Origin of the sequence: Serratia sp. szju (genome assembly GCF_044594185.1) — a bacterium.
GTDB lineage: Bacteria > Pseudomonadota > Gammaproteobacteria > Enterobacterales > Enterobacteriaceae > Serratia > Serratia bockelmannii.
This window is the reverse complement of sequence record NZ_CP172576.1, coordinates 3,848,746-3,870,348: the sequence shown is the minus strand read 5'-3', so window position 1 is coordinate 3,870,348 and position 21,603 is coordinate 3,848,746. Positions and strand designations below refer to the sequence as shown.

Sequence of the window (21,603 nt, the reverse complement as noted above, 5' to 3'; positions counted from 1 at the left end):
ATGTTTACCCATAAAGCAATCGCCGAGCTCAACGCCCTGGAGCTGATGGTTTATACCTACGTCAGCAAACACAAGAATCAAGTGATGTACATGACCATCCGCGAGCTGGCCGAGGCCGCCGGCGTCTCCACCACCACCGTGCTGCGGTTTTGCAAGAAAATGGGCTGTGACGGCTATTCGGAATTTCGCATCCGTTTCAAGCTGTATCTGGAACAAACCGATGCGCCACCGGTCGATTCTGGCATCGGCGAAATCCTCAGCTTTTTTAAAAGCGTCAGCAACGAAGAATTTAATCAGCTGATCGATCAGGCGGTGCAACATATCGCCGCCGCCGAGCGAATTATTTTCGTCGGCATCAGTACGTCGGGCGCATTGGGGAAATATGGCGCGCGTTTCTTTTCCAACGTCGGGAAATTCAGTACTCATATCGACGATCCTTATTATCCCGTCAACAGCGATATGTATAAAAACGCGGTGGCGATCATGCTGTCGGTCTCTGGCGAGACCGAAGAGATCCTGCGTTTGGCCAGCCAGTTCAGCCTGCACCACTGCAAGATCATCAGCATCACCAACAACGAAACCTCTTCGCTGGCGCGGCTGGCGGACTTCAACCTCTCCTACCACGTTCCACAGCATTTGATCGGCGGGCATCACAATATTACCACGCAGATCCCCGTACTTTACATTATTGAAACCATCGGCAAACGGCTCGGGCATATTAATTCGGAAAAATAAAACAGGCTGTTTTTTTATTGTGACAAATCACTTTTCACGGTGATTTGTTATATCGTGACATTTCTTTCGGTCTTGCTACTCTGTTCTCAACGCAGCGTTATTACCCTTCATTAAATAAACCGATGAGACATTGACGATGAAACAGTTGCCGAAGGATTTTCTGTGGGGGGGCGCGGTCGCCGCGCACCAGGTTGAAGGCGGTTGGGATCGGGACGGCAAAGGGCCAAGCATCGCCGACGTGCTGTCCGGCGGCTCACACGGCGTGGATCGCGTGATGACCGACGGCGTGCTCGACGGCTATCGTTACCCCAACCACGAAGCGGTGGACTTCTACGGCCGCTACAAGCAGGACGTGGCACTGTTCGCCGAGATGGGCTTCAAGTGTTTTCGCACCTCGATCGCCTGGACGCGCATTTTCCCGAACGGCGACGAAGCGACGCCGAACGAGGCCGGCCTGCAGTTTTACGACGACCTGTTCGACGAACTGCTGAAATACGGCATCCAGCCGGTGATCACCCTGTCCCACTTCGAAATGCCTTACCATTTGGTGAAAGCTTACGGCGGCTGGAAAAATCGCCGGGTGGTGGAGTTCTTCGTGCGCTTTAGCGAGGTGGTGATGCGTCGCTACCGCGAAAAAGTGAAGTACTGGATGACCTTCAACGAGATCAACAACCAGAGCAACTACCGCTACCCGCTGTTCGGCTACTGCTGTTCCGGCGTGGATTACACCCAGGAAGACAACCCGGAACAGGCGCTGTACCAGGTGTTGCACCACCAGTTCGTCGCCAGCGCGCAGGTGGTCAAACTCGGCCATCAGATCAACCCGGAATTCAAAATCGGCTGCATGCTGGCCTGCGTGCCGTTCTATCCTTATTCCTGTAAACCGGACGACGTGATGTACGCCGTGGAAGCGATGCACCAGCGCTATCTGTATACCGACGTGCAGATGCGCGGCTACTACCCAAGCTACCTGCTGCGCGATTGGGAACGCAAAGGGCTGAAGATCGAGATGCAGCCGCAGGACGCGCAGATCCTGCGCGAGGGCTGCACCGACTACATCGGTTTCAGCTACTACATGAGCAATGCGCTGCAGGCCAACGCGGTGGACGGCAGCGACGGCATGTTCGGCTTCCCGGGCAACGTGCCGAACCCGCACGTCAAGGCCTCCGACTGGGGCTGGCAGATCGATCCGGTCGGGCTGCGCTATTCGCTGAACGTGCTGTATGAACGTTACCAGAAGCCGCTGTTTATCGTGGAAAACGGCTTCGGCGCCTTCGACAAGGTGGAGGCGGACGGCCAGATCAACGATGACTATCGCATCGACTATCTGCGCGCCCATATCGAAGAGATGAAGAAAGCGGTGATTGAAGACGGTGTAGATCTGATCGGCTACACGCCGTGGGGCTGCATCGACTGCGTGTCGTTCACCACCGGTGAGTACAGCAAACGCTACGGGTTCATCTACGTCGACAAACACGACGACGGCACCGGCACGCTCGAACGTTCGCGCAAGAAAAGCTTCGACTGGTATCGCCAGGTGATCGCCAGCAACGGCGAACAGCTGTAACCGCACGACAGACAATCAGGGGCGATTTTCGCCCCTTTTTACTGTGCCTTACTCCGCCGCCTGCCCGGCGGCGAGGTACGTCGCCATTTCCGCCGACGGCACCATGCCGCCGCCGGTCGCCCACACCAGATGCGTCGCCTGCGCCAGGTGCTCGGCGCTGATGCCTTGCTCGCTGAGCGCCTTCGCATGGGCGGCAACGCGCCACGGTCCGGCCATGCCCGCCAACGCGGACGGCTCCAGTTGGATATGCTCGTACCGGTCCAACAACCCGAGCAGCGCAAACATCTCTTCATCGCTGAGAGTGTAAAACGCGTTCAGCAGACGTTCCATCGCCCGGCCGACAAAGCCGGAGGCGCGCCCCACCGCCAGCCCGTCCGCCGCCGTGCGGTTGTCGATGCCGAGATCTTGCACCGCAATGCCGTCATGCAACCCGCTGTAGACGCCGAGCAGCATGCAGGGCGAATGGGTCGGTTCGGCAAAAATGCAGTGAACGTGATCGCCGAACGCCAGCTTGAGGCCAAAGGCCACACCGCCCGGCCCGCCGCCAACGCCGCACGGCAGATACACGAACAGCGGATGCTGCGCGTCCACCACAATGCCCTGTTCGGCAAATTGCCGCTTCAGGCGACCGCCGGCCACCGCGTAGCCGAGGAACAGGGTTTGCGAGTTTTCATCATCGATAAAGAAGCAACTCGGATCGTCCGCCGCCTGTTTGCGCCCTTGTTCGACCGCCACGCCGTAATCGTCGGCGTACTCCACCACCGTCACGCCATTTTCGCGCAGCTTCTGTTTTTTCCACTCTCGCGCATCCGCCGACATGTGCACGCTGACGTCAAACCCCAACCGGGCGCTGATGATGCCGATGGATAATCCCAGATTGCCGGTCGATCCGACGGCGATGCGGTACTGGCTGAAGAATTGACGGAACTCGTCGGAAAACAGCCGGGCGTAGTCGTCGCCGGTGTGCAGCAGCCCCGCCTCCAGCGCCAGCTTTTCCGCGTGCGTCAGCACCTCATAGATGCCGCCGCGCGCCTTGATTGAACCGGAAATCGGCAGATGGCTGTCCTTTTTCAACAGCAGGCGTCCGCCCAACGTCTGCCCATAGCGCCGATCCAACGCGAGCTGCATGGCAGGGATCGCCACCAGCTCGGATTCGATGATCCCCTTTGTGGGTTGGGTTTCCGGGAAGGCCGCGGCGAGATAAGGCGCGAAGCGCGCCAGGCGCTGCTCCGCGTCGGCGACGTCGGCGGCGGTCAACCCGACGTGGGGCAAGCCTGCGGCCAGCGTTGTCGCGCGTGGATTGAACCAGGTGATCGGCTCTAGCGCGACCATGCGTTGCAACAGCGGATGCTGGGCGACCCACGATAGGATCTGTGATTTCTGCATAAGTGTCCCTGACTGAGGTTGGCGTTGCCGTCACCTTGCCGCGAACGCCGGCGGCTGACAAATGATAAATTCTGAGCTTGAGGTGCAATAGATTGATGCAAGTGCGACGTTAGCCGGCCGTCACGCCAAACAGCAGGCCGACGCCGGAAGAAACCGCCATCGCCAGTGCGCTCCAGATGAGGATGCGCGCCACGCCCGGCAAGATCGGCGCCCCGCCGGTTTTCGCGGCGATGCCGCCGAGAATGCCGAGGGAAATCAGCGCCGACGCCACCAGCGCCGGCCGCGTCCAGGCGACCGGTACCCACAGCGCCACCAGCAGCGGCAACAGCGCGCCGAGAGAGAAACTCAGGGCCGACGCCAACGCGGCCTGCAGCGGCCGGGCGCGGGTGGCAGAGGAAATGCCCAGCTCGTCGCGCGCGTGGGCCTCCAGCGCATCATGCGCCATCAGCTTTTCCGCTACCTGCCGGGCCAACGCCGGATCCAGACCACGATGCACGTAGATTGACGTCAGTTCGCGAAACTCCCCCGGGTAGTCTTCAAGCAGTTCCGCCTGTTCCTCCGCCAGCGCGGCCTTTTCGGTATCCGCCTGCGATGAGACCGACACATACTCGCCGGTGGCCATCGACATTGCGCCGGCCACCCACCCGGCGACACCGGCGATCATCAGCGCGGAATGCGAGGCGCTGGCCGCCGCGACGCCCAGCAGCAGGCTGGCCGTTGAAACGATGCCGTCGTTGGCGCCGAGCACCGCCGCCCGCAGCCAGCCGATGCGTTCAATACTGTGCCGTTCTCGGTGCATCCGTTCTCTCCCTCAGTGAGCGTTGCACTACTCGCGCGCCGCCGCTTCCAACCCGGCGATGTCGATTTTGCCCATCAACAGCATCGCTTCCGTGACACGCCGCACGCGGGCGGCGTCGGGATCGTTCATCAACTCCGTCAGGCGCCGCGGCACGATCTGCCAGCACAGCCCCCAGCGATCGCGCAGCCAGCCGCACTGCTCCGCCTCGCCGCCCTCGCTCAGCGCGCCCCACAGCCTGTCGACCTCCGCCTGATCGTCACATTCCACCATCACGGAGAAGCTGTGATTGAACGGATCCAACGGCCCGGCTTCGATCGCCGCATAGCGCTGGTCGCCCAACGTGAAGGAAGCCAGCTTCACGCTGCCGGCCGGGCCGCTCGGCGTATCCGCCGGCAGCTCGGAAAACCAGTTCACGGACGAACCGGGGATCAACGCGACATAGCAATTCAGCGCCGCTTCCATGTCTTTTTCAAACCACAGATGTTGCGTAATTCTGGCCATCTGTGCCTCCTTTACGCATCGAGGATCGGCGCGAAACCGCCGAAGATCATGCGTTTGCCGTCGAACGGCATCTCGCCCAGCGCTTTCATGCGCGGGTCGTTCATCATTTTTTCGTTGGCGGCGTCGCGTACCGCCTTGGAGGGGTACTCTATCCAACTGAACACCACCACTTCGTCTTCCTGGGCTTTCACCGCGCCGCGAAAGTCGGTAAGTTTGCCGTCGGGCACGTCATCGCCCCAACATTCCACGATGCGCGTGGCGCCAAACTCTTTGAACAGCGGCGCCGCTGCGGCCGCCAACCGGTGATAGGCCTCCTTATTGGCGGCCGGTACCGCCACCACAAACCCGTCTACGTATTTCATTCTGGCATCCTCTTGTCTGATTAAGGACAGTCGGTTCGGCGCAGGCGGAAATGCCCGCGCCCCCTACCAGTTTAGACGGCCGGGGCAGAGCGCGGATCGGAAGTTCAGCGGCCATGAGCAGCCGGCGGAGACGATTCCGGTGTGGCAACCCGGTTACGGCCGGCGTTTTTCGCTTTGTACACCGCCAGATCCGCCAGCTTCAGCAGATCCGCCAGGCTTTGGCCGGCGCCGCCCGGGCAGGTCACCATGCCGATGCTGACGGTGATCTGCAGCGGATGCCCGGCCGGCATGAGGATAGACTCCGTTTCGATGCGTTGCCGCAGGCGTTCGGCCAATTGCCATCCTTGCTGCGGCTGGCCGAGCGTCGAAACGATGGCGAACTCTTCGCCCCCCATGCGGCCGAACAGGTCACCGACGCTCAGATCGGCGGCGATCGCGCGGGTAAAGGCCATCAGTGCCTGATCGCCGCCGGCATGGCCAAAACGGTCATTAATCGATTTGAAATAGTCGATATCGAGCATCATGACGCACACCAGCTCGCCCTTTTGGTCTATCAACCGTTCGCCGCGCTGCATAAACGCATTGCGCGTCAGCACGTGCGTTAACGCATCGTGATTCGCCACGTGCTCCAGCGTGCGCAGCAGCGCATTACGCGCATAGTTCATGCTGGCCACGGCGATGGGCCCCAGCGCCAGCAGCGCGATGCCCAAACGCATCGATACCGCGTTTTGCAACACCTTCATGTCGAGCGTCGTGCTAAGCAACCCGAAATCGATCGCCAGATGGCACCACAGCACATAAATCAGCACCGCAATCATGGTGCAGAACAATGAGAAGGACATCGCCAGCCATAGCAGCACCGGCATGGGAAAGATCACCGCCCCGGGGCCGCCGATCAGCACGCTGCACACCGCCGCCAGCAACAGCAGCGCCAATACCGTGAGTTTTCGCCCCGCCCGCGGCCATTGGCTGCGCTGGGTGAACAGGGCGCCGGCCGCCGCAAGGCGACGTCGCCAATCGGCGGGAAACGCCAGAATAAACGGCATCAGCGTGACGTAGTTGGTGAACTCGGACGAGAACCACAGCGCCAGCGAGGTCAGATACGGTCTGCCGAACAGCCACTGCGAAGTTGCGGCGCCCACCGCGCCGGTCGCGGCGGCGGCAGCCAGGCAGATACCGAACAGGTACATGCTGGACGTGCCGCGCTGCAACGTGCGCGCCGGCGGCGACAGCCGCATGAACAACAGATACCCCACCACGACGCCGGTCAGATTGGCGACGTTCAGCAGCAGCGTCTTTTGCAGCGAACTGCCGGTCAACAGATCCGCCGCCAGATAGCCCAGCACCGCCATGCCCCAGCCGGCCCGCGTAGCCCACTGTGGCCGCCGCACCAAAACGGCCAGCAGTACAGCGTTCACCGGCCAGAATATCGCCAGAAAGCTGCCGGGGCGACTCACGATGCCCAGCAGACACAGGGTGAACACCAGCAAAAAAATGATGAGCGCGGGCCAGATTTTCCGGGTATCGGACAACGAGGTGGTTTGCATCTTGGATCCAGAGACTTCCGCTAGCATAAAGTGACCGTCTGTTCGCGTCACAACCGTCGGCGATGAGGCGAAGATAAACGGCCGACCCGCCTATTATTGCCAGTTTTGCCTGCCCGGACACCTGTTTATTCATCAAGGGAAAATATATTTGTGTATCAATATATTGACAGGAATCCCCCTTCCGGCGAACAAACTGCCGCGCCCCTCCCGTCACTACGATCGTTATTGCCACCCAGCCGATTTTTTACCGGCAAAATCGCCGCCTTTTACCGTAAAGACAAAATTAAATCGCGCAGTGAAGGGATACAGGCATTCCCCACTATTCAAAACGTATAAATGATAATTATAATGATAATCGTTACTATTTATTATTTTTTACGGAATTATATGCGCCAGTCAGTTCTTCGCCACCCCAACAAAAACAAAAAAAATCACGTTTTTCGCTCGCTGCCCCTGTTCGCCGGCCTGTTCCCCGCCCTGGCGAGCGCCGCCGCACCCGGCGCAAAAACGGAGGAATCCATTACGGTGACCGCCGCGGCCCAGCCTTCTGGCAGCTATAGCGCCGACACCGCCTCGACCGCCGGCAAGACCGCCGCGCCGATCGCCGAAGTACCGCAATCGGTCAGCGTCGTCACCTCTCAGGTCATTGACGACTTCCAGGTCAAAAGCGTCAATGACGCGATGAAGTTCGTCAGCGGCGTCACCCAGGGCAACACGCTCGGCGGCACGGAGGATGGCTTCGTCAAACGCGGGTTCGGGGTTAACTCCGACGGCTCGGTCTTCATCGACGGCGTGCGCAGCAATCAGGGGTTGAGCATGGACGCCACCACCGATCGCGTTGAGGTCCTGAAAGGTTCCGCTTCGCTGCTGTATGGCATCCTCAGCCCCGGCGGCGTCATCAATCTGATCAGCAAAAAACCGCAGTATGACTGGAACACCCGCATCAGCGGCGCCACCAACAGTGTTGGCGGCGGCAGCGGCAGCGTCGATGTGACCGGCCCGCTGGGCGGCGGCTTCGCCTTTCGCCTGATCGCCGAACGCCAGCACGCAGATTACTGGCGCAATTTCGGCAGCGACGAACACACGCTGATCGCCCCCTCGCTCAGTTGGTTCGGCGACCAGGCTTCCTTTAACATCGCCTACAGCGAATACAAGTACGACATTCCTTACGATCGCGGCACCGCATTTATCGACGGCAAACCGGTCGATGTGCCCTATGACCGCCGCTTGGATGACTACGCGAACCATGCCTGGGGCAAGAACAAACGTCTGAACGCCCATTATGAGTACGCGCTGGATCCGATCTGGACGACCCGCTTCAACTACGCCTGGCTGCAACGCCGTTACGACAGCAACGAAGTGCGCGCCACCGCGGTCGACACCACGACCGGCATCGTCTCGCGCCGCGCCGACGCCAATCGCGGTTTCAATCATCAAACCCACTATTACTCCTGGGATCTGACCGGTTCGCCGCAGCTGTTCGGCATGCAGCACGACCTGCTGCTGGGCGTGGACTTCGAGAAGAATCAGACCTACAAGGCCTATTCCTACCGCGGCAAGGTCTCGAAGACCTTCAACATGTACGATCCGGTGTATGGCGAAACGCCGGTCACCGACAGCACCACTTACAGTGACGCGTCAAGCAACCTGCGCGCCACGCTGTTCAGCCGTTCCCTGTACGCCAAGGACAGCATTCATCTCACCGATCAATGGATCGCGGTGCTGGGCGCGCGCTATCAGTCGTATTACCAGAACAACAGCAACGGTTTCCAGAAACCGAAAAATACGCTCAATGACAAAGACGACCAGTTTTTGCCGCAGGCGGGGTTGGTGTATAAGCTGACGCCGAGCCTGTCGCTGTACGGCAATTACAGCCGTTCGTTCACGCCGTCCACCGCCATCGACGACAATGGCGACGTCGCTACGCCGGAAACCGGCACCACCTATGAGGTAGGCGGAAAATGGCAGATCACTCCGGCGTTCGACGCCACGCTGGCGCTCTATCGCATCGATGAAAGCAATATGTCGATCTTTATCAACGGCGTGACCCGCAGCATTCCCAAAGCGCGCTCCACCGGTGCGGAATTGGAGTTGAACGGCGAAGTGGCGCCCAACTGGGATCTCACCGCCAACTACAGCTACGACAAAACCGAGATCGTCGAAGACAACCTCAATCCGACCAACGTCGGCAATCGGCTGGTCAACGCCCCGACCAACATGGGCGGCCTGTACCTCAGCCACCGCATGACGCTGCCGGTGGTGCCCGGCGAGGTGCGCATTGGCGGCGGCGCGCGCTACGTCGGTCGCCGCGCCGGCGATCCGGAGAACAGTTTCACCATGCCGGCCTATACCGTGGCGGATGCCTTTGTCGCCTGGGACAGCAAGCTGCTGGGGAAACATACTCAGCTGAAACTGAATGTGAAAAACCTGTTCAACCGCGAATACTATGCTTCCAGCGCCGGTAATTTACGCGTGATTGAGGGTGAGCCGCGCAGCCTGAGCCTGCAGGCGACGGTCGATTTCTAACCTGTCACGCCTTGGGCGCCGTTTGGCGCCCGTTTTCTTTGCGGCGGCCCTCAAAACGCCTTGCGACACATCACATCGGCGAGAAAATCCAACAGCGCGCGGTTGAACACCGCTGGCCGCTGCAGCGGCGCGAAGTGGCTGACACCCGGCAGCATCACCAGACGGGCGCCAGGGATGCTGCGGCTCAAGTAGACGGCATGCTCGACGCGGATAAACTCATCGTGCTCGCTATGAACGATCGTCACCGGCACGCGAATGGCTGCCAATTCCTGTACGCGGTAGTCTGGCTGGCTGCTCATCATCAGGCTCACGGCAGCGACGAACGCGTCGAACTCCTCCGGCGTCGGCGACAAGGCGGCATAGTCCTGCGCATGACGCGCAAAACAGCGCTCCACGATGGGGTTGGACGCGGGCGGTTTAACGCCGCTGGCGTCCATATTGCAACCGAAGAAAAAAACGCCGTCCACCCGCTGCGGCGCCCGATGGGCAGCGATAAGCGCAACACAGGCGCCATCGCTCCAGCCCGCCACCGCGGCGTGCGGGATCCGCAACGCATCCATCACCGCCAACAGATCATCGGCCATGCGAGCGTAACGATACGGCCGGGCGTCGCGCGTGCTGCGCCCGTGCCCGCGGCTGTCGATGACCAGCACGCCGTACCCGGCGGCCAGCAGCGTCGGCAGCTGATACCCCCAGTTGCCGCTGTGGCCTAGGCCGCCGTGCAGCAGGATCACCGTCGGATCCGCGCCATAGGCCGCATACCAGATGCGCGCGCCGTCATGTTCGACATCACCCTGCTTGGTAAAGGGCGGCAACGGCGGCGCACCCTGCGCGGCAAAGTGGGTCAAATCGTCGTCGGTTTGCATCTTTCCCTCCTCGTTCGCCGCCGTTGTGCGCCGAAACGTTATCAAAGGAGTATAGATTGCACCGGTGAGCGGTGCCGTTCGCTTTCCCGACATATACTTAAGGGAGGAATCGCAATGGAGGACGGTGAGATGAAGAAGATAATTCTCGTGTTTTTGATGCTGATGCTGAGCGGTTGTATCGGCGGAGGCGGCGGCCCATCGAATGCGCCTTCGGCATCGCCGAATGAACCTTACACCTGCACCAAATCCAGCGCCAACAGCGACTGCTCGCAATCGGTGGAGCCGTCGATGTACTAGCCACGTTCGGCGGGCCGTCACTTAACGGCCCGCCGCCTCAGGGCTGGATTAGGAGGAATGTTCCTCTTCGTTGGCCTGATACCGCGTCGCCTGCTGTTTCATAAACACCACTTCTTGCGGGCTGGACAGGCTCACTTCCTGCGCGCGCAGCAGCTTGAGGATATTGAACAGCAGTTCGCTCTTGGTGGCGCCGACCATGCGCGGGCTCGGCACGTAGCCAGTCACGCTCAGGATAATACCGTCCGGCCCCAGCTGGCTAAAGCGCACATAAGGTGCCGGCGTCTCCAGAATGGTTTCGTACTCGTTATAGGCGCTGAGCAAGATATTGCGCACCTGCTCCGGATCGATCGAGGTCGGGAACGTCAGCGCGATGGTCACTACCCCTTGCGCGTTGCCCATGGTGGCGTTGCGCACGTTCTGCGAGATCAGCTGCGAGTTCGGTACGATCATGGTGGAACGGTCGCTGAGCTGGATTTCGGTGGCGCGCACGTTGATGCGCCGCACGTCGCCTTCCACGCCGCCGATGCCGATCATATCCCCGACCTTCACCGGGCGCTCGGTTAGCAGGATCAGGCCGGAAATAAAGTTCTTCACGATCTCCTGTAAACCGAAACCGATACCGACCGACAAGGCGCTGACGATCCACGCCAGGTTGCTCCACTGGATGCCGAGCGCCGCCAGGGTGATCAGAATCACCAGCACATAACCGATATTGCTGAACAGCGTCACCAGCGAGGCCCGGATGCCGACGTCCGAAATGGTTTTCGGCAGCAGCTCAGAGCCCAGCCAGCGCCGCACCGCGCGCAGAATGTAGATACCGATCGCCAGACAGATCACGGCGTTGAGCAGGTTGCCGGGCACGATGTTGAAACGCTGCAAGCCTTCGCCGGTCAGGATCGAGACGATTTTCTCCATCAACGACCCCGGCGTGGTGCTGCCGAACGAGCCGTTGAACAACGCGACGATCATCAACAGCAACAGCGAACATTTGGCCAGCGCGGTGGTGATGATCGCCACCTGTTCGAGATGGCGATCCTTGAAGCTGAGCGTTTTCTTCAGCATCTTGCCGCTGACGGTCTGCGGCGAAAACAGCGCGGCGCACAGGTCAGTGGCGAACAACACCATGAAGTAGAACGCCATCAGCACCAGCACCACCCAGATCAGCTGGTAGGTCAGGAAGCGGGCGAAGGCGATGTAACCCACAAGCAAGGAAAGCAGGATCACCACCGAACACACCAGGGTGACGATGTGCACCAGCCCGCCGACCAGCGTGCGTTTTTCCAGGTGCGCGCCCTGCTGCTCCAGACGGCGACGAATGCGCTGGCCGCGCAGCGGCGCCGCCAGCAGCACCATGCCGATCAGCCCCGCTACCAGGCCGTTGCCGAAGATGGTGGTGGCCAATGAGGCGCTGACGACGTTGTTGATCAGCTCAACGGTGCCGAACGCCAGCGCCAGACCGGCCAGCAGCGGCGAGAAGTAACGCAGCCCGGCGGCCACTTCATTGTCCAGCGAAGCCAAACGCCACGACGGGCGATTCAGCGACAGCGCCGCACGCCCCAGCCCGGCGATCAGCGCGCAGAAAATCCCCAGACGGTTAAAGCCTTCGGCGAAGTCTTCCAGCATCACCGGCAGCGGCTGAACGCGAATAAAAACGTAATACAGCAAATTCAGCGCGATCGAGGTAGTGAACACCGTCACGGCCACGGTGATGATCGCCATAAAGCTGCGGCGCAGGCGCCCGTCCGGCAGGAAGCGAATGCTGACCCAGGCGAGGAAACGCTCGGACAAATAGCGCCCCCAGGACCAGACGATCACCGCCAGCGCCAGCAACGCCAGCGTGCCGTAACGCCATTCGTCCTGCCAACTGGCGTCCCAGGCCGCTTTCATCTCGGCGTTGAACTGGTCCAGCCGCTGCACGTCATCCGCTGACGGCTGCACCACCGGCGTCCAGAATTTGACGCCCAAAATGCTGCCGGTGTTCAGCGCCAGCTGGGTTTTAAACGCTACCCGGCGCAGATCGCTGATCTGCTGCCCCAGGTCGAAAGCGCTGGTCTTGATGGCCTGCGCGCGTTTTACCGCATCGTCCAGCTGCTTCTTGCTGCTGTTCAGCGCATTACGCTGCTGGGCGACAGCCGGGGTTTCCGGCAGCGCGCCGGCCGCCGGGGCCGGCCCCAGCACGTCCAGCTGTGCCTGCAGTTTTTCCTGCAGCGGCTGCAGATCGGCAGACAATTTATCCATGCTGGCGACCAGATCGTCGGTCGCCAGCCGCAGCTTGCTGAGCTGGGTGTCGGTGGTAGCCTTTGAAACCAGCTGCTTCATGCTGTCCAACTGCTTTTGCGCGGCTTTCAGCTGCGTAGCGGGATCGGGTGCGCTTTCGGCGGTGGGATCATCCTGGGGGGCGGCGACGGCGCCGAGCGGCGTCAGCTGCAAACCCAACAGCAATAACAACAACAGCAGGAACGAACGGGGCTTTAACATAAATTCAGTGCTCAGCATCATTATCTGATAGACAGACGAAAAGGCGGCGGATGAACCGTCGCTTAACCATAAACGCTAATTATAATAGCTGCTTAATGTCGGCCGAAATACAGTAATTATTCCCATTGTGTGCCACGCGCCCGTGCTCGCCTTAGCCTACTGATTATTCAGGCGCTTTTACACTGGCGATACGGCATAAAGCGCTCTATACTCCAGCCACCGATTAACCTGCAACCAATAAAAGGAGACTTACTATGCTGACGTGTGAATTGGTTTTTCACTCACACTTCTTTGGTAATCGTCGCCGCTCAAGCATTACCGGTATCGTGCTGCGATAACCCAGCTTGAGCGAAGCTTACTAAAATCCAGGATCTTCCCTCCGGCTTACCGGGTTGTCGTCAGCGATGTTTGACGATAGGCATTGTCATGCCTGTAACTCTTGAGTAAGCAATGAGCACATTACTGTCTGCACAATCTGTCGGTTACGACAACGCGTTCGGCGTCCTGCTGAGCGAGATTTCCTTCAGCCTGAAAAAAGGCGACCGCATCGGTTTGATCGGCGATAACGGCTGCGGCAAAAGCACCCTGCTGCAAATTCTCAGCGGTGACCTGCCTGTGCACACCGGATCGGTGACATTGTCACACCAATGTCTGATGGCGCGCATCGAGCAACACCTGCCGCCGGAGCTGCACGCCAGCACCCTGCTGGATGCGGTGCTGGCGCGGCTGCCTGCGGGCCAACACCTCAGTGAACGCTGGCGCTGTGAAGCGTTACTGGCCGAGCTGGGGTTTGAACCGGCGAGCTGGACGTTGACCGCCGGCACCCTCAGCGGCGGCCAGCATACGCGGCTGCTGTTGGCGCGCGCGTTGATCCGCCAACCCGATCTGCTGTTGCTCGACGAACCCAGCAACCACCTGGACCTGCCCACGCTGCTGTGGCTGGAACAGTTCTTGCGCAGCTGGGCCGGCAGCTTCGTGCTGGTGTCGCACGATCGCTACCTGCTCGATCAGGTGACTAACTGCACCTGGATCCTGCGCGACAAAACGCTGCAGTTCTTCCGTTTGCCCTGCTCTGCGGCGCGCACCGCGCTGGCGGAACAGGACGCCGCGGACGAACAGCGGCGCTACGCCGAGCAGAAAGAGATAGACCGGGTGGAAAAAAGCGCCAAACGCCTGGCGACCTGGGGCAAGGTCTACGACAACGAAGATCTGGCGCGCAAGGCCAAGCAAATGGAGAAGCGCGTCGATCGGTTGAAGGAAGAACAGACCCCCCTGACCGCCGGCAGCCCGTGGCGGTTGCGGCTGCAGGGAGAAGCGCTGGATGCCGATCGCCTGCTGGCGCTGCCGCACTGGGCGGTGCGCCCGGCGCCGGATGCGCCGGTGCTGTTCAGCCTCGAACATCTGCGCGTGAAAAGCGGCGATCGCATCGCCATCGTCGGGCGCAACGGCTGCGGTAAATCGTCGCTGCTGCGCCTGTTGTGGCGTGAGTATCAGCAACAAACGGAGCGCCCGGCGCTGTTCCATCCGCGCGTGCGCATCGGCTATTACGATCAGAGCCTGCAACAGCTGCGCGATGAAGACACGTTGAGCGACGCGTTGGCGCAGTTTGCACCGCTGACCGAGGAACAGCGGAAAATGGCGCTGATCGGCGCCGGTTTTCCTTACCTGCGCCACCATCAGCAGATCCGTTCGCTGAGCGGTGGCGAGCGTTCGCGGCTGCTGTTCGTCGGTCTGACGCTGGCCAACCATTCGCTGCTGCTGCTGGACGAGCCCACCAACCACCTGGACATGGCGGGCAAAGAGGAGCTGGCGGAAACGCTGCGCCAGTTCCCCGGCGCCGTCATGCTGGTTACCCACGACAGGATGCTGATCGAACAGAGCTGCAACCGCTTTTGGCTGATCGACCAGCAAAAACTGGAGGAGTGGCACGATCTGGCGCCGGTGTATCAGCGCCTGGCGGGCGAAGCGCCGGTACTGCCGACGGCGGACAGGGCTAATGCTGATGGCCCGATGCCGGACGATCGATTGGAAGGCGAAGAAGCGCTGTTGACCGCTCTGTTTGCCCTCGAAAGCAAATTGGAGGCCGACCTGGCGCGCAAGCCGAAGCATCAGAAACCGGAGCTTCAGGCGCGCTGGCGCCGCGAGATTGCCGACATCACCGCCCGGTTGCATCTGGGCTAACCTTGACAGGCCGCCATCCGGCGGCCTGTTTTTTGATGGAGTGCGACATGGCATTTTCCCTTGAGCAAGCCTCACTCTCGCAGCGGCCACTGCTGGCGGCCATGCTGTCCGATTGCCTTCGCGAGTTGGGCGCCGATGGAGATTACCCCTATCTGCCGCTCTACTGGCGCGAGGTCGGCCGCTACCCTTATTTGATGTTGAGCGATCGGCAAACCGCCGGTTTCGCGTTGGTCAGGCGTCTGGATAGCGCCACCGTCGAAATGGCGGAGTTCTACATCAAACCCGAATGGCGACGCAACGGGCTGGGACAACGGGCCGCTCATTCCTTGTTCGCGCAGCATCCCGGCGGTTGGTCGCTGTCGGTCAGCCAGGATAATCCGCGCGGGCTGGCGTTTTGGCGCTCGATAATACCGGCCGAGGCCAAGACCGAACCGCTTTCAGCCCACGACGCCCTGATACTGCTACGTTTTTATTATCCGCCGCGTTGAACGACACATTACGTTCATTCTTTTATGGCAGAGTAAATCGATTCGTTCTTTGCTATCGAGCCTGCCATGACTTCACTTTCCCCACGGGACATCGAGGCGCGCTACCGCTTCGCGCGTGAGATCGCCCGCGCCGCCGCCGATCTCGCTTTCAGTTTTTATCAACGGCGGCAAAGCCTGGCGGTCGACTTTAAACAGGGGCTGCAGGACGTGGTCAGCGAAGCCGACCGCCGCGTCGAAGCGCTGATCCGCCGCATGATCAATCGCCGGTTTCCCCAGGATGGCTTTCTCGGCGAAGAGAGCGGCAGCAGCGGCGAGCACGCCGCCTGCGTTTGGGTCGTCGATCCTATCGATGGCACCGCCTGCTTCCTGAACGGATTGCATACCTGGTGTATCGCGATAGGCGTGGTGATCGACGGCGAGCCGACGATCGGTGTGGTCTACGATCCCAACCACCGCGAGATGTTCCGCGCCTGCCGCGGCGGCGGCGCCTTCCTCAACGGGGAACCGATAGGCGTGCATGCCGGGCGCAGCGTTGCGGATGGCGTGATGGGCGTCGGGATATCACCACGCGCCTCGGCGGCGGAATTCAGCGGCTTTCTCTGTCGCCTGCTGCAGGCGGGAGGAATGTTTGTGCGCAGCGGCTCCGGCGCGTTGATGACCGCCCAGGTGGCCGCCGGACGGCTGCTGGGCTATTACGAACCGCACATGAATGCCTGGGACAGTCTGCCTGGACTGGTGCTGACGCGCGAAGCCGGCGGCGTGGCGAATGACTTTATGCACAACAACGGGCTGCGGCGCGGCAACCCGCTGCTGCTGGCCAACGCGGTGCTCTATCCGCAGTTGGCCGAGCTGATTCAAATGCCGGGCTTGATCGGCTCGACGTGCCCTATCGCGCGCGTGATGGCCGGATAAAGCGCGCGCAGCCGCCGCTCGACCCGATCGACCGCATCGTGCGCGGCGGCGATGGTTACCGCCGGCGACACGCGGCAGTGGAAGTTGACGATGATGCCGCCGTCGGTCTTGCGCGCACGGATGTTGTGTACGTCTTGCACATTCTCCCCCTGCTCCAGCGCCGATTGCAGGATGCGGCGAATAGCAGCCAGCTCCGCCGCATCGACATCCTCGCTGGTCAGCCAGTGCGGCGTCTGCGGCTCCAGGTGCGTCTCTATTTCAGTGTCTTCGCCGATCGCCTGGCGCAGGATCCCTTCTATTTCCGTGGCGATGTCATGCGCCTGCGCCACGCTGACGTGGGCCGGCACCGCCAAATCCATGCCGATCGCCATACGCGTCGGCAACTGCTGCAAGGTCACATTCTGCACCTGCGCGCCGTGGTTGGCGGCAATCGCCCGAATGCGCGTCGCCATGTCTTCGTCGCTGCGGGTCTGCGGCACCGCGATGACAGTGAATTCCGCCCTGGCGTACTGCTCCCGCAGCCGTTCGATGATTTCTCGCTTCAACGTATCGATGCGCTCCAGCGGCAAGGTGCGGCACACCGCCACCGTGATCTCGACAAACATTACGGCGCCGGCGTTGCGAATGCGCACGCTGTCGCAGGCCAGCACCGCCGGAAAGCTGTCCAGCGTGGCGCGAATCGCTTCGGTGGCTCCGGCGGGCGCAGTATCCATCAACGAGTCGAAGGAGCGTTTACCGAGCTTGATTGCGGCGACAAAGATAAAACCGGCGACGATCAGCGCGGCGATGGCGTCCGCACGGCCAAAGCCTAGCAGCACAAACACCATGCCCAGCAGCACCACGCCGGATGAAAGCATGTCGGAGAAGAAATGCAGCGCATCCGCCTCCAGCGCCGCGCTGTCGGTGGCTTTGGCGACGCGGTTGAGCGCCCGCACGCGGAAGAAATCGACGCAGATGGAGATCAGCAACACCGCGATCACCACCGGCGCCGCGACGATCTCATGCGGTTGCCCGAGCAGGCTGCTGCCCGCCTCATAGACAATCCAACCGGCGGCGCCCAGCAACAACAGCACTTCGAACAGCGCCGCCAGGTTTTCCACTTTGCCGTGGCCGAAGTGGTGATCGTCATCGGCGGGTTTATCGCTGATGCGCACCGCCAGCCAGGTGATGCTGGTGGCGATAAAATCGGTGAAAGAGTGGATCCCTTCGGATATCAGGCCAATACTGCCGGTAAAAATGCCGGCGACGAATTTGCCCGTGGCCAGCACCCCGCTGGCAATCATCGAGTTTCTGGCCACGGCCTGTTTTTCATTCTGCATGATGCTGCTCACATTCAGACGGTGATTTATTTTTTTACTTTAGCGGATAATTGCCAGACAAAGGCGATCAGCAGCATACTGCCAGAGAATGTCAGCATGAGGCTAGTAAGAAAATTGGATTTTCCGGTGGAATAAAAATAAATCTCATTAACGCCCACCGAGATCATTAAAATGGCGTAGAGCAATCCCAGAATAAGAATCGTCATTATTATCAACTCCCGTATCAGGCCGCGCGTTCAGCGCGCCACTAAATCCTCCCCATAATAAATAGCGGTTACGGGGAGGATGCATCTAGGCGGATCTTTAGCGTTCATCAATCATCCCATTTGGTGCTCATATAGGCCGCCAACAGGCCCAGCGAGCTGATCATTGCCAGGAATCCCATAAAAATAGTCATGTTTCCCATTATTTTGTCCTCAGGTTAAATGTTATCGATAAAAGCCCCTTGCGTTAAATATCGGGGTTGGTCGGTATCCATGGTTTTTTAACGTCCTCCTCTTTTTGGCAACATCCCCGCGCTTTCAAGCGCGGGACCCGTTTAAATTCCCAGGACGTGCTGGGCGATTTTGAAATAAATAATCAGGCCGGTGCCGTCGATAAAGGTGGCGATAAACGGCGCCGACACCACCGCTGGATCGATACCGAGCCGTTTCAGCAGCATCGGGATGATCGACGAAACAATGGCGCTCCATACGGTGATCGCCACCAGCGACAGGCTGACCACCAGCGTCACCTCCATGCCGACGCCCATGATCCAGGCGCGCACCCAGGCCGCCAGACCGATGGTGACGGCGATCAGCAGCGAGGTCGTGACCTCTTTGCGGATCACCGCGCCCAGATTGCGCAGGCTGACCTCGCCCAGCGCCATAGCACGCACCAGCGTCGAGGTGATCTGGGTGCCGCTGTTGCCGCCGGTGCCGATCAGCAACGGGATGAAGAACGCCAGCGCAATCGCCGCTTCGAGCTGATCTTCAAACGCTTTCAGCACGTTGCCGGTGTAAGCTTCGGCCACGAACAACATCAGCAGCCACACCGAGCGTTTGCGCCACAGCGCCCACGGGCTGGTCTCCAGATAAGGCTTGTCCAGCGGCAGGCTCGCGCCCTGACGCTGCGCGTCTTCGGTGTTTTCATCTTCGACCAGCCGAGCGATCTCGCGCTCGCCCAGCACGCCGACCAGCGTGTTGTTCGCCACGACCGGCACCACGTCCAAACCGCCTTTGCCCAGCAGATGCGCCACGTCATTGCGATCGTCGTCGGGTGAAACCTGGAAATAGCTGTAATCCATCATTACGCCGACCGCTTTATCCTCATCGTCGCACTGCAGCAGTTTTTTCACCGACAGCGTGCCGCGCAAATGATAGTCGTCCGCGGTAATAAAGACCCGGGTGGGAATTTCGTCCGTTTTTAGCTGCGAAAGTAAATATTCCCGGGCATGCGTGACCGTCATCGTCGCGGGAACGGTAATAAAATCGGCGTTCATATAACCGGCAACTGAAGTTTCATCGAGAGTTTCAGTCGCGCGCAGCGCCGGAGAAGAAGAGTATTGATGTGACTTGATCATTTTGTCAGTCCCTATTTCTGTTGTGAACTTCAACAGCGAATCGCATAGGGGCGTAACCACAGAGGGAGTGCAGACTGCCTATCTCCGCGTCCAGGTTTTAGCACTATACAACGTATCCGAATTGTTGCTCGGAAGTTACTTTGGGCTGAACCTTAATCCGATAAAGCCTGTCTTAACCTTGGGCATCTCTCGATGTCGTCAGATCAGTAACCTGTGTTTGTATAGGAGCCTCGCCAAACGAGATACTGCATATAAACTACCGGCGCAGTATAGGCGTTGTTTTATCCGGCGGGAAGAAAAGATTGCCCGTCGTTTATGGAGTATTTAGGATAATTTTATTAAATGTGAATCTATAAAAACGGCTGATATAAATCAGCCGTTTTTTTATTTCTCAGTGCGCGAGAATGTAGACGTTTTTATCGTATAGCGCGCCCTGACGGGTAAAGTCGATCCCCTTCACGTAAGGTTTGACCAGCGTGGCGTTGGCTTCGTAGTACACCGGCGCGACCGGCGTATCGACGGCCAGCACCGCCTCGGCCTGCTGGAAATACTGCTGCACCTGCTGCGGTGTCGGCGCCGCCGTCGCCTGATGCAGAATGCGATCGTACTCCGGATTGCGGTATTTGGGGCTGTTTTCGCTGCTGTCGGAACGGAACACGTTCAGGAAAGTAGACGGATCGTTGTAATCCGCCAGCCATCGAGTAAAGGCCACGCCGTACTGCCCGCGGTTGATATTATCCAGCGTCACTTTACGCTCCTGGCTTTGCAAGGTGGCCTCTACCCCGAGGTTCTTTTTCCACATGGCGGCGGCGGCGATGACGATCTTCTTGATGGTGGCGTCGTTACTGTACAGCACGGTAAAGCGCAGCGGATGCTCGGCGTTGAAACCGGCCTGCGCCAGCAGTTGCTTCGCCTGGGCGTGCCGTTGTTCCGGCGTCCAGCCGGCCGCGGCACCGGGCTGCAGGCGATAGCCGCCCGCCCCCGTTGGGGTAAAGGTCCAGGCCGGCTGCTGGCCATATCCCAGCACCTTGCCGGCGATGATCTCTTTATCCAGCGCCAGATTCAGCGCCTGACGCACCCGCACGTCGTTGAACGGCGCCTGGCGGTTGTTGAAGGCGAAATAGCTGGTGGAGAGCAGCGGATAGGTCACCAGCTGTTGCTCACCGAGCGTTTTTTTCAGCTGCTGATACAGCTCCGGCGGCGTGGTATACCCCAATTCCACCTCGCCGGCGCGAAAACGCGCCACTTCCGGGAATCCCTGTATCGGCAAGAACGTCACCTTGTTGAGCACGGTGTTGGCGTTATCCCAATACTGCGGATTGCGTTCCACCACCACCTTTTCGTTCACCACCCACTGGCTGAGGCGGAACGCGCCGTTGCCGACAAAATGCGCCGGTTGAGTCCAGTTTTTGCCGTACTGCTCCACCACCTTGCGGTTAACCGGCAAGACCGGAAAATGCACCAGTTGTTTGAGCAGATAGGAGTTGGGCTCCGACAGCGTCACCTGCAGGGTGTGCGCATCTAGCGCCTTGACGCCCAGCTCGCTCGGCGGCTTGCTGCTGGCGTTGATCGCCGCCGCGTTCAGCACGTAGGCCGAAGCCAGATAGCTGCCGTACGGCGACGCGGTTTTCGGATCGGTGAGGCGCTGCCAACTGTAGACGAAATCGTCGGCGGTGACCGGATCGCCGTTCGACCACTTGGCCTGCGGCCGCAGATGGAAAGTCCAGACGTTGCCCTGGTGCTCCCACTTCTGTGCCAGCGCCGGGATCACTTCGCCGTCTTTTCCGACGCGCAGCAAGCCTTCGAACAGATCGTTGAAGATGTAGAACTCCACATTGCTCTCGGCCAGGTTTGGATCCAGCGTCGCCGGTTCATACCCGTTGGCGCGCACCAGTTCTTGCGCCGCCGCCAGTTTAGCGCCCGCCGGCACCTCGGCCGCCTGTGCGACCGTCGCGTTAAAAGCCAGGATGATTAAACCAGCCAATTTCTTGCCATTGAATGAATATTTCACGTCGATATCCCTGATGAGTGTTTTATCGCGTTCAATATGCAATGAGGCAGTGGAATAAATTAAATCA

At 60.0% G+C, this 21,603-nt stretch carries 19 protein-coding genes and 1 riboswitch; of the genes, 7 read left to right on the top strand and 12 right to left on the bottom strand.

The genetic code is table 11. The features are described from left to right. Entirely contained in the window at positions 1-735 is a 735-nt protein-coding gene (locus RE418_RS18315; RefSeq protein WP_025302900.1) for a MurR/RpiR family transcriptional regulator, read from the top strand. Between the two features lie 130 nt (positions 736-865). Then, entirely contained in the window at positions 866-2,302 is a 1,437-nt protein-coding gene (locus RE418_RS18310) for a 6-phospho-beta-glucosidase (protein WP_089180935.1), read from the top strand. Between the two features lie 48 nt (positions 2,303-2,350). Here the strand turns inward: RE418_RS18310 and RE418_RS18305 are convergent, their stop codons facing one another. From RE418_RS18305 to RE418_RS18285, 5 genes are all read right to left on the bottom strand, one after another. Further along, positions 2,351-3,688, bottom strand: a complete 1,338-nt coding sequence (locus RE418_RS18305; RefSeq protein WP_049205680.1) for a D-serine ammonia-lyase — start codon at positions 3,686-3,688, stop codon at positions 2,351-2,353. 109 nt (positions 3,689-3,797) lie between these two features. After that, positions 3,798-4,487 carry a VIT family protein gene (locus RE418_RS18300; protein WP_049205678.1) on the bottom strand — a complete coding sequence of 230 codons (690 nt, stop codon included), beginning with the start codon at positions 4,485-4,487 and terminating at the stop codon, positions 3,798-3,800. 27 nt (positions 4,488-4,514) lie between these two features. Beyond that, the gene (locus tag RE418_RS18295) at positions 4,515-4,988 is read right to left on the bottom strand and encodes a VOC family protein (RefSeq protein WP_025302904.1); all 474 of its coding nucleotides are present in this window, start codon (positions 4,986-4,988) and stop codon (positions 4,515-4,517) included. A gap of 11 nt (positions 4,989-4,999) precedes the next feature. Then, positions 5,000-5,350 (bottom strand): DUF1428 domain-containing protein, encoded by a 351-nt coding sequence (locus RE418_RS18290; RefSeq protein ID WP_025302905.1) that lies wholly within the window; start codon positions 5,348-5,350, stop codon positions 5,000-5,002. Between the two features lie 104 nt (positions 5,351-5,454). Further along, positions 5,455-6,897 carry a diguanylate cyclase gene (locus tag RE418_RS18285; RefSeq protein ID WP_025302906.1) on the bottom strand — a complete coding sequence of 481 codons (1,443 nt, stop codon included), beginning with the start codon at positions 6,895-6,897 and terminating at the stop codon, positions 5,455-5,457. 387 nt (positions 6,898-7,284) lie between these two features. Between RE418_RS18285 and RE418_RS18280 the strand changes: the two genes are divergently transcribed. Next, complete coding sequence (locus RE418_RS18280) at positions 7,285-9,423, top strand: TonB-dependent siderophore receptor (protein WP_233494394.1); 2,139 nt, start codon at positions 7,285-7,287, stop codon at positions 9,421-9,423. A 50-nt stretch (positions 9,424-9,473) separates the two neighbouring features. On the opposite strand, the gene RE418_RS18275 is transcribed toward RE418_RS18280, so the two are convergent. Beyond that, positions 9,474-10,289, bottom strand: coding sequence for an alpha/beta fold hydrolase (locus tag RE418_RS18275; protein WP_089180936.1), 816 nt, complete (start codon positions 10,287-10,289; stop codon positions 9,474-9,476). A gap of 129 nt (positions 10,290-10,418) precedes the next feature. Here RE418_RS18275 and RE418_RS18270 point away from each other — a divergent pair, with 129 nt between their 5' ends. Beyond that, positions 10,419-10,586: a hypothetical protein gene (locus RE418_RS18270; RefSeq protein WP_164550866.1), complete on the top strand. Its 168-nt coding sequence runs from the start codon at positions 10,419-10,421 to the stop codon at positions 10,584-10,586. A gap of 48 nt (positions 10,587-10,634) precedes the next feature. On the opposite strand, the gene RE418_RS18265 is transcribed toward RE418_RS18270, so the two are convergent. Continuing rightward, positions 10,635-13,064: a DUF3772 domain-containing protein gene (locus RE418_RS18265; protein ID WP_065424061.1), complete on the bottom strand. Its 2,430-nt coding sequence runs from the start codon at positions 13,062-13,064 to the stop codon at positions 10,635-10,637. Between the two features lie 450 nt (positions 13,065-13,514). Here RE418_RS18265 and RE418_RS18260 point away from each other — a divergent pair, with 450 nt between their 5' ends. The 3 genes from RE418_RS18260 (at position 13,515) to RE418_RS18250 (ending at position 16,645) form a co-directional block, all read left to right on the top strand. Then, a complete protein-coding gene (locus tag RE418_RS18260; RefSeq protein WP_089180937.1) occupies positions 13,515-15,245 on the top strand; it encodes an ABC-F family ATP-binding cassette domain-containing protein in 1,731 nt (576 codons plus the stop codon). A 47-nt stretch (positions 15,246-15,292) separates the two neighbouring features. Continuing rightward, positions 15,293-15,733, top strand: coding sequence for a GNAT family N-acetyltransferase (locus RE418_RS18255; protein ID WP_043143491.1), 441 nt, complete (start codon positions 15,293-15,295; stop codon positions 15,731-15,733). Positions 15,734-15,799: 66 nt separating this feature from the next. Beyond that, a complete protein-coding gene (locus RE418_RS18250; RefSeq protein WP_025302913.1) occupies positions 15,800-16,645 on the top strand; it encodes an inositol monophosphatase in 846 nt (281 codons plus the stop codon). On the opposite strand, the gene RE418_RS18245 is transcribed toward RE418_RS18250, so the two are convergent. The 5 genes from RE418_RS18245 to RE418_RS18225 all read right to left on the bottom strand — a co-directional run bounded on the left by RE418_RS18245 (position 16,588) and on the right by RE418_RS18225 (position 21,536). Next, positions 16,588-17,964, bottom strand: a complete 1,377-nt coding sequence (locus RE418_RS18245; protein ID WP_043143489.1) for a cation diffusion facilitator family transporter — start codon at positions 17,962-17,964, stop codon at positions 16,588-16,590. The genes RE418_RS18250 and RE418_RS18245 overlap by 58 nt on opposite strands. A gap of 26 nt (positions 17,965-17,990) precedes the next feature. Continuing rightward, positions 17,991-18,170 (bottom strand): hypothetical protein, encoded by a 180-nt coding sequence (locus tag RE418_RS18240; RefSeq protein ID WP_025302915.1) that lies wholly within the window; start codon positions 18,168-18,170, stop codon positions 17,991-17,993. 107 nt (positions 18,171-18,277) lie between these two features. Continuing rightward, a complete protein-coding gene (mgtS, locus tag RE418_RS18235; protein WP_004938109.1) occupies positions 18,278-18,370 on the bottom strand; it encodes a protein MgtS in 93 nt (30 codons plus the stop codon). A 132-nt stretch (positions 18,371-18,502) separates the two neighbouring features. Next, positions 18,503-19,525, bottom strand: a complete 1,023-nt coding sequence (locus RE418_RS18230; RefSeq protein WP_025302916.1) for a magnesium transporter — start codon at positions 19,523-19,525, stop codon at positions 18,503-18,505. Between the two features lie 75 nt (positions 19,526-19,600). Continuing rightward, a riboswitch (M-box (ykoK) riboswitch) is annotated at positions 19,601-19,774 on the bottom strand. 142 nt (positions 19,775-19,916) lie between these two features. Next, entirely contained in the window at positions 19,917-21,536 is a 1,620-nt protein-coding gene (locus tag RE418_RS18225) for an ABC transporter substrate-binding protein (RefSeq protein WP_089181678.1), read from the bottom strand. Positions 21,537-21,603 lie beyond the last annotated feature (67 nt).

Coding starts and splice junctions, on each gene's coding strand:
- RE418_RS18315 (WP_025302900.1), top strand. CDS start 1: ATGTTTACCCATAAAGCAATCGCCGAGCTCAACGCCCTGGAGCTGATG.
- RE418_RS18305 (WP_049205680.1), bottom strand. CDS start 3,688: ATGCAGAAATCACAGATCCTATCGTGGGTCGCCCAGCATCCGCTGTTG.
- RE418_RS18300 (WP_049205678.1), bottom strand. CDS start 4,487: ATGCACCGAGAACGGCACAGTATTGAACGCATCGGCTGGCTGCGGGCG.
- RE418_RS18295 (WP_025302904.1), bottom strand. CDS start 4,988: ATGGCCAGAATTACGCAACATCTGTGGTTTGAAAAAGACATGGAAGCG.
- RE418_RS18290 (WP_025302905.1), bottom strand. CDS start 5,350: ATGAAATACGTAGACGGGTTTGTGGTGGCGGTACCGGCCGCCAATAAG.
- RE418_RS18285 (WP_025302906.1), bottom strand. CDS start 6,897: ATGCAAACCACCTCGTTGTCCGATACCCGGAAAATCTGGCCCGCGCTC.
- RE418_RS18280 (WP_233494394.1), top strand. CDS start 7,285: ATGCGCCAGTCAGTTCTTCGCCACCCCAACAAAAACAAAAAAAATCAC.
- RE418_RS18275 (WP_089180936.1), bottom strand. CDS start 10,289: ATGCAAACCGACGACGATTTGACCCACTTTGCCGCGCAGGGTGCGCCG.
- RE418_RS18270 (WP_164550866.1), top strand. CDS start 10,419: ATGAAGAAGATAATTCTCGTGTTTTTGATGCTGATGCTGAGCGGTTGT.
- RE418_RS18265 (WP_065424061.1), bottom strand. CDS start 13,064: ATGTTAAAGCCCCGTTCGTTCCTGCTGTTGTTGTTATTGCTGTTGGGT.
- RE418_RS18260 (WP_089180937.1), top strand. CDS start 13,515: ATGAGCACATTACTGTCTGCACAATCTGTCGGTTACGACAACGCGTTC.
- RE418_RS18255 (WP_043143491.1), top strand. CDS start 15,293: ATGGCATTTTCCCTTGAGCAAGCCTCACTCTCGCAGCGGCCACTGCTG.
- RE418_RS18250 (WP_025302913.1), top strand. CDS start 15,800: ATGACTTCACTTTCCCCACGGGACATCGAGGCGCGCTACCGCTTCGCG.
- RE418_RS18245 (WP_043143489.1), bottom strand. CDS start 17,964: ATGCAGAATGAAAAACAGGCCGTGGCCAGAAACTCGATGATTGCCAGC.
- RE418_RS18240 (WP_025302915.1), bottom strand. CDS start 18,170: ATGACGATTCTTATTCTGGGATTGCTCTACGCCATTTTAATGATCTCG.
- mgtS (WP_004938109.1), bottom strand. CDS start 18,370: ATGGGAAACATGACTATTTTTATGGGATTCCTGGCAATGATCAGCTCG.
- RE418_RS18230 (WP_025302916.1), bottom strand. CDS start 19,525: ATGATCAAGTCACATCAATACTCTTCTTCTCCGGCGCTGCGCGCGACT.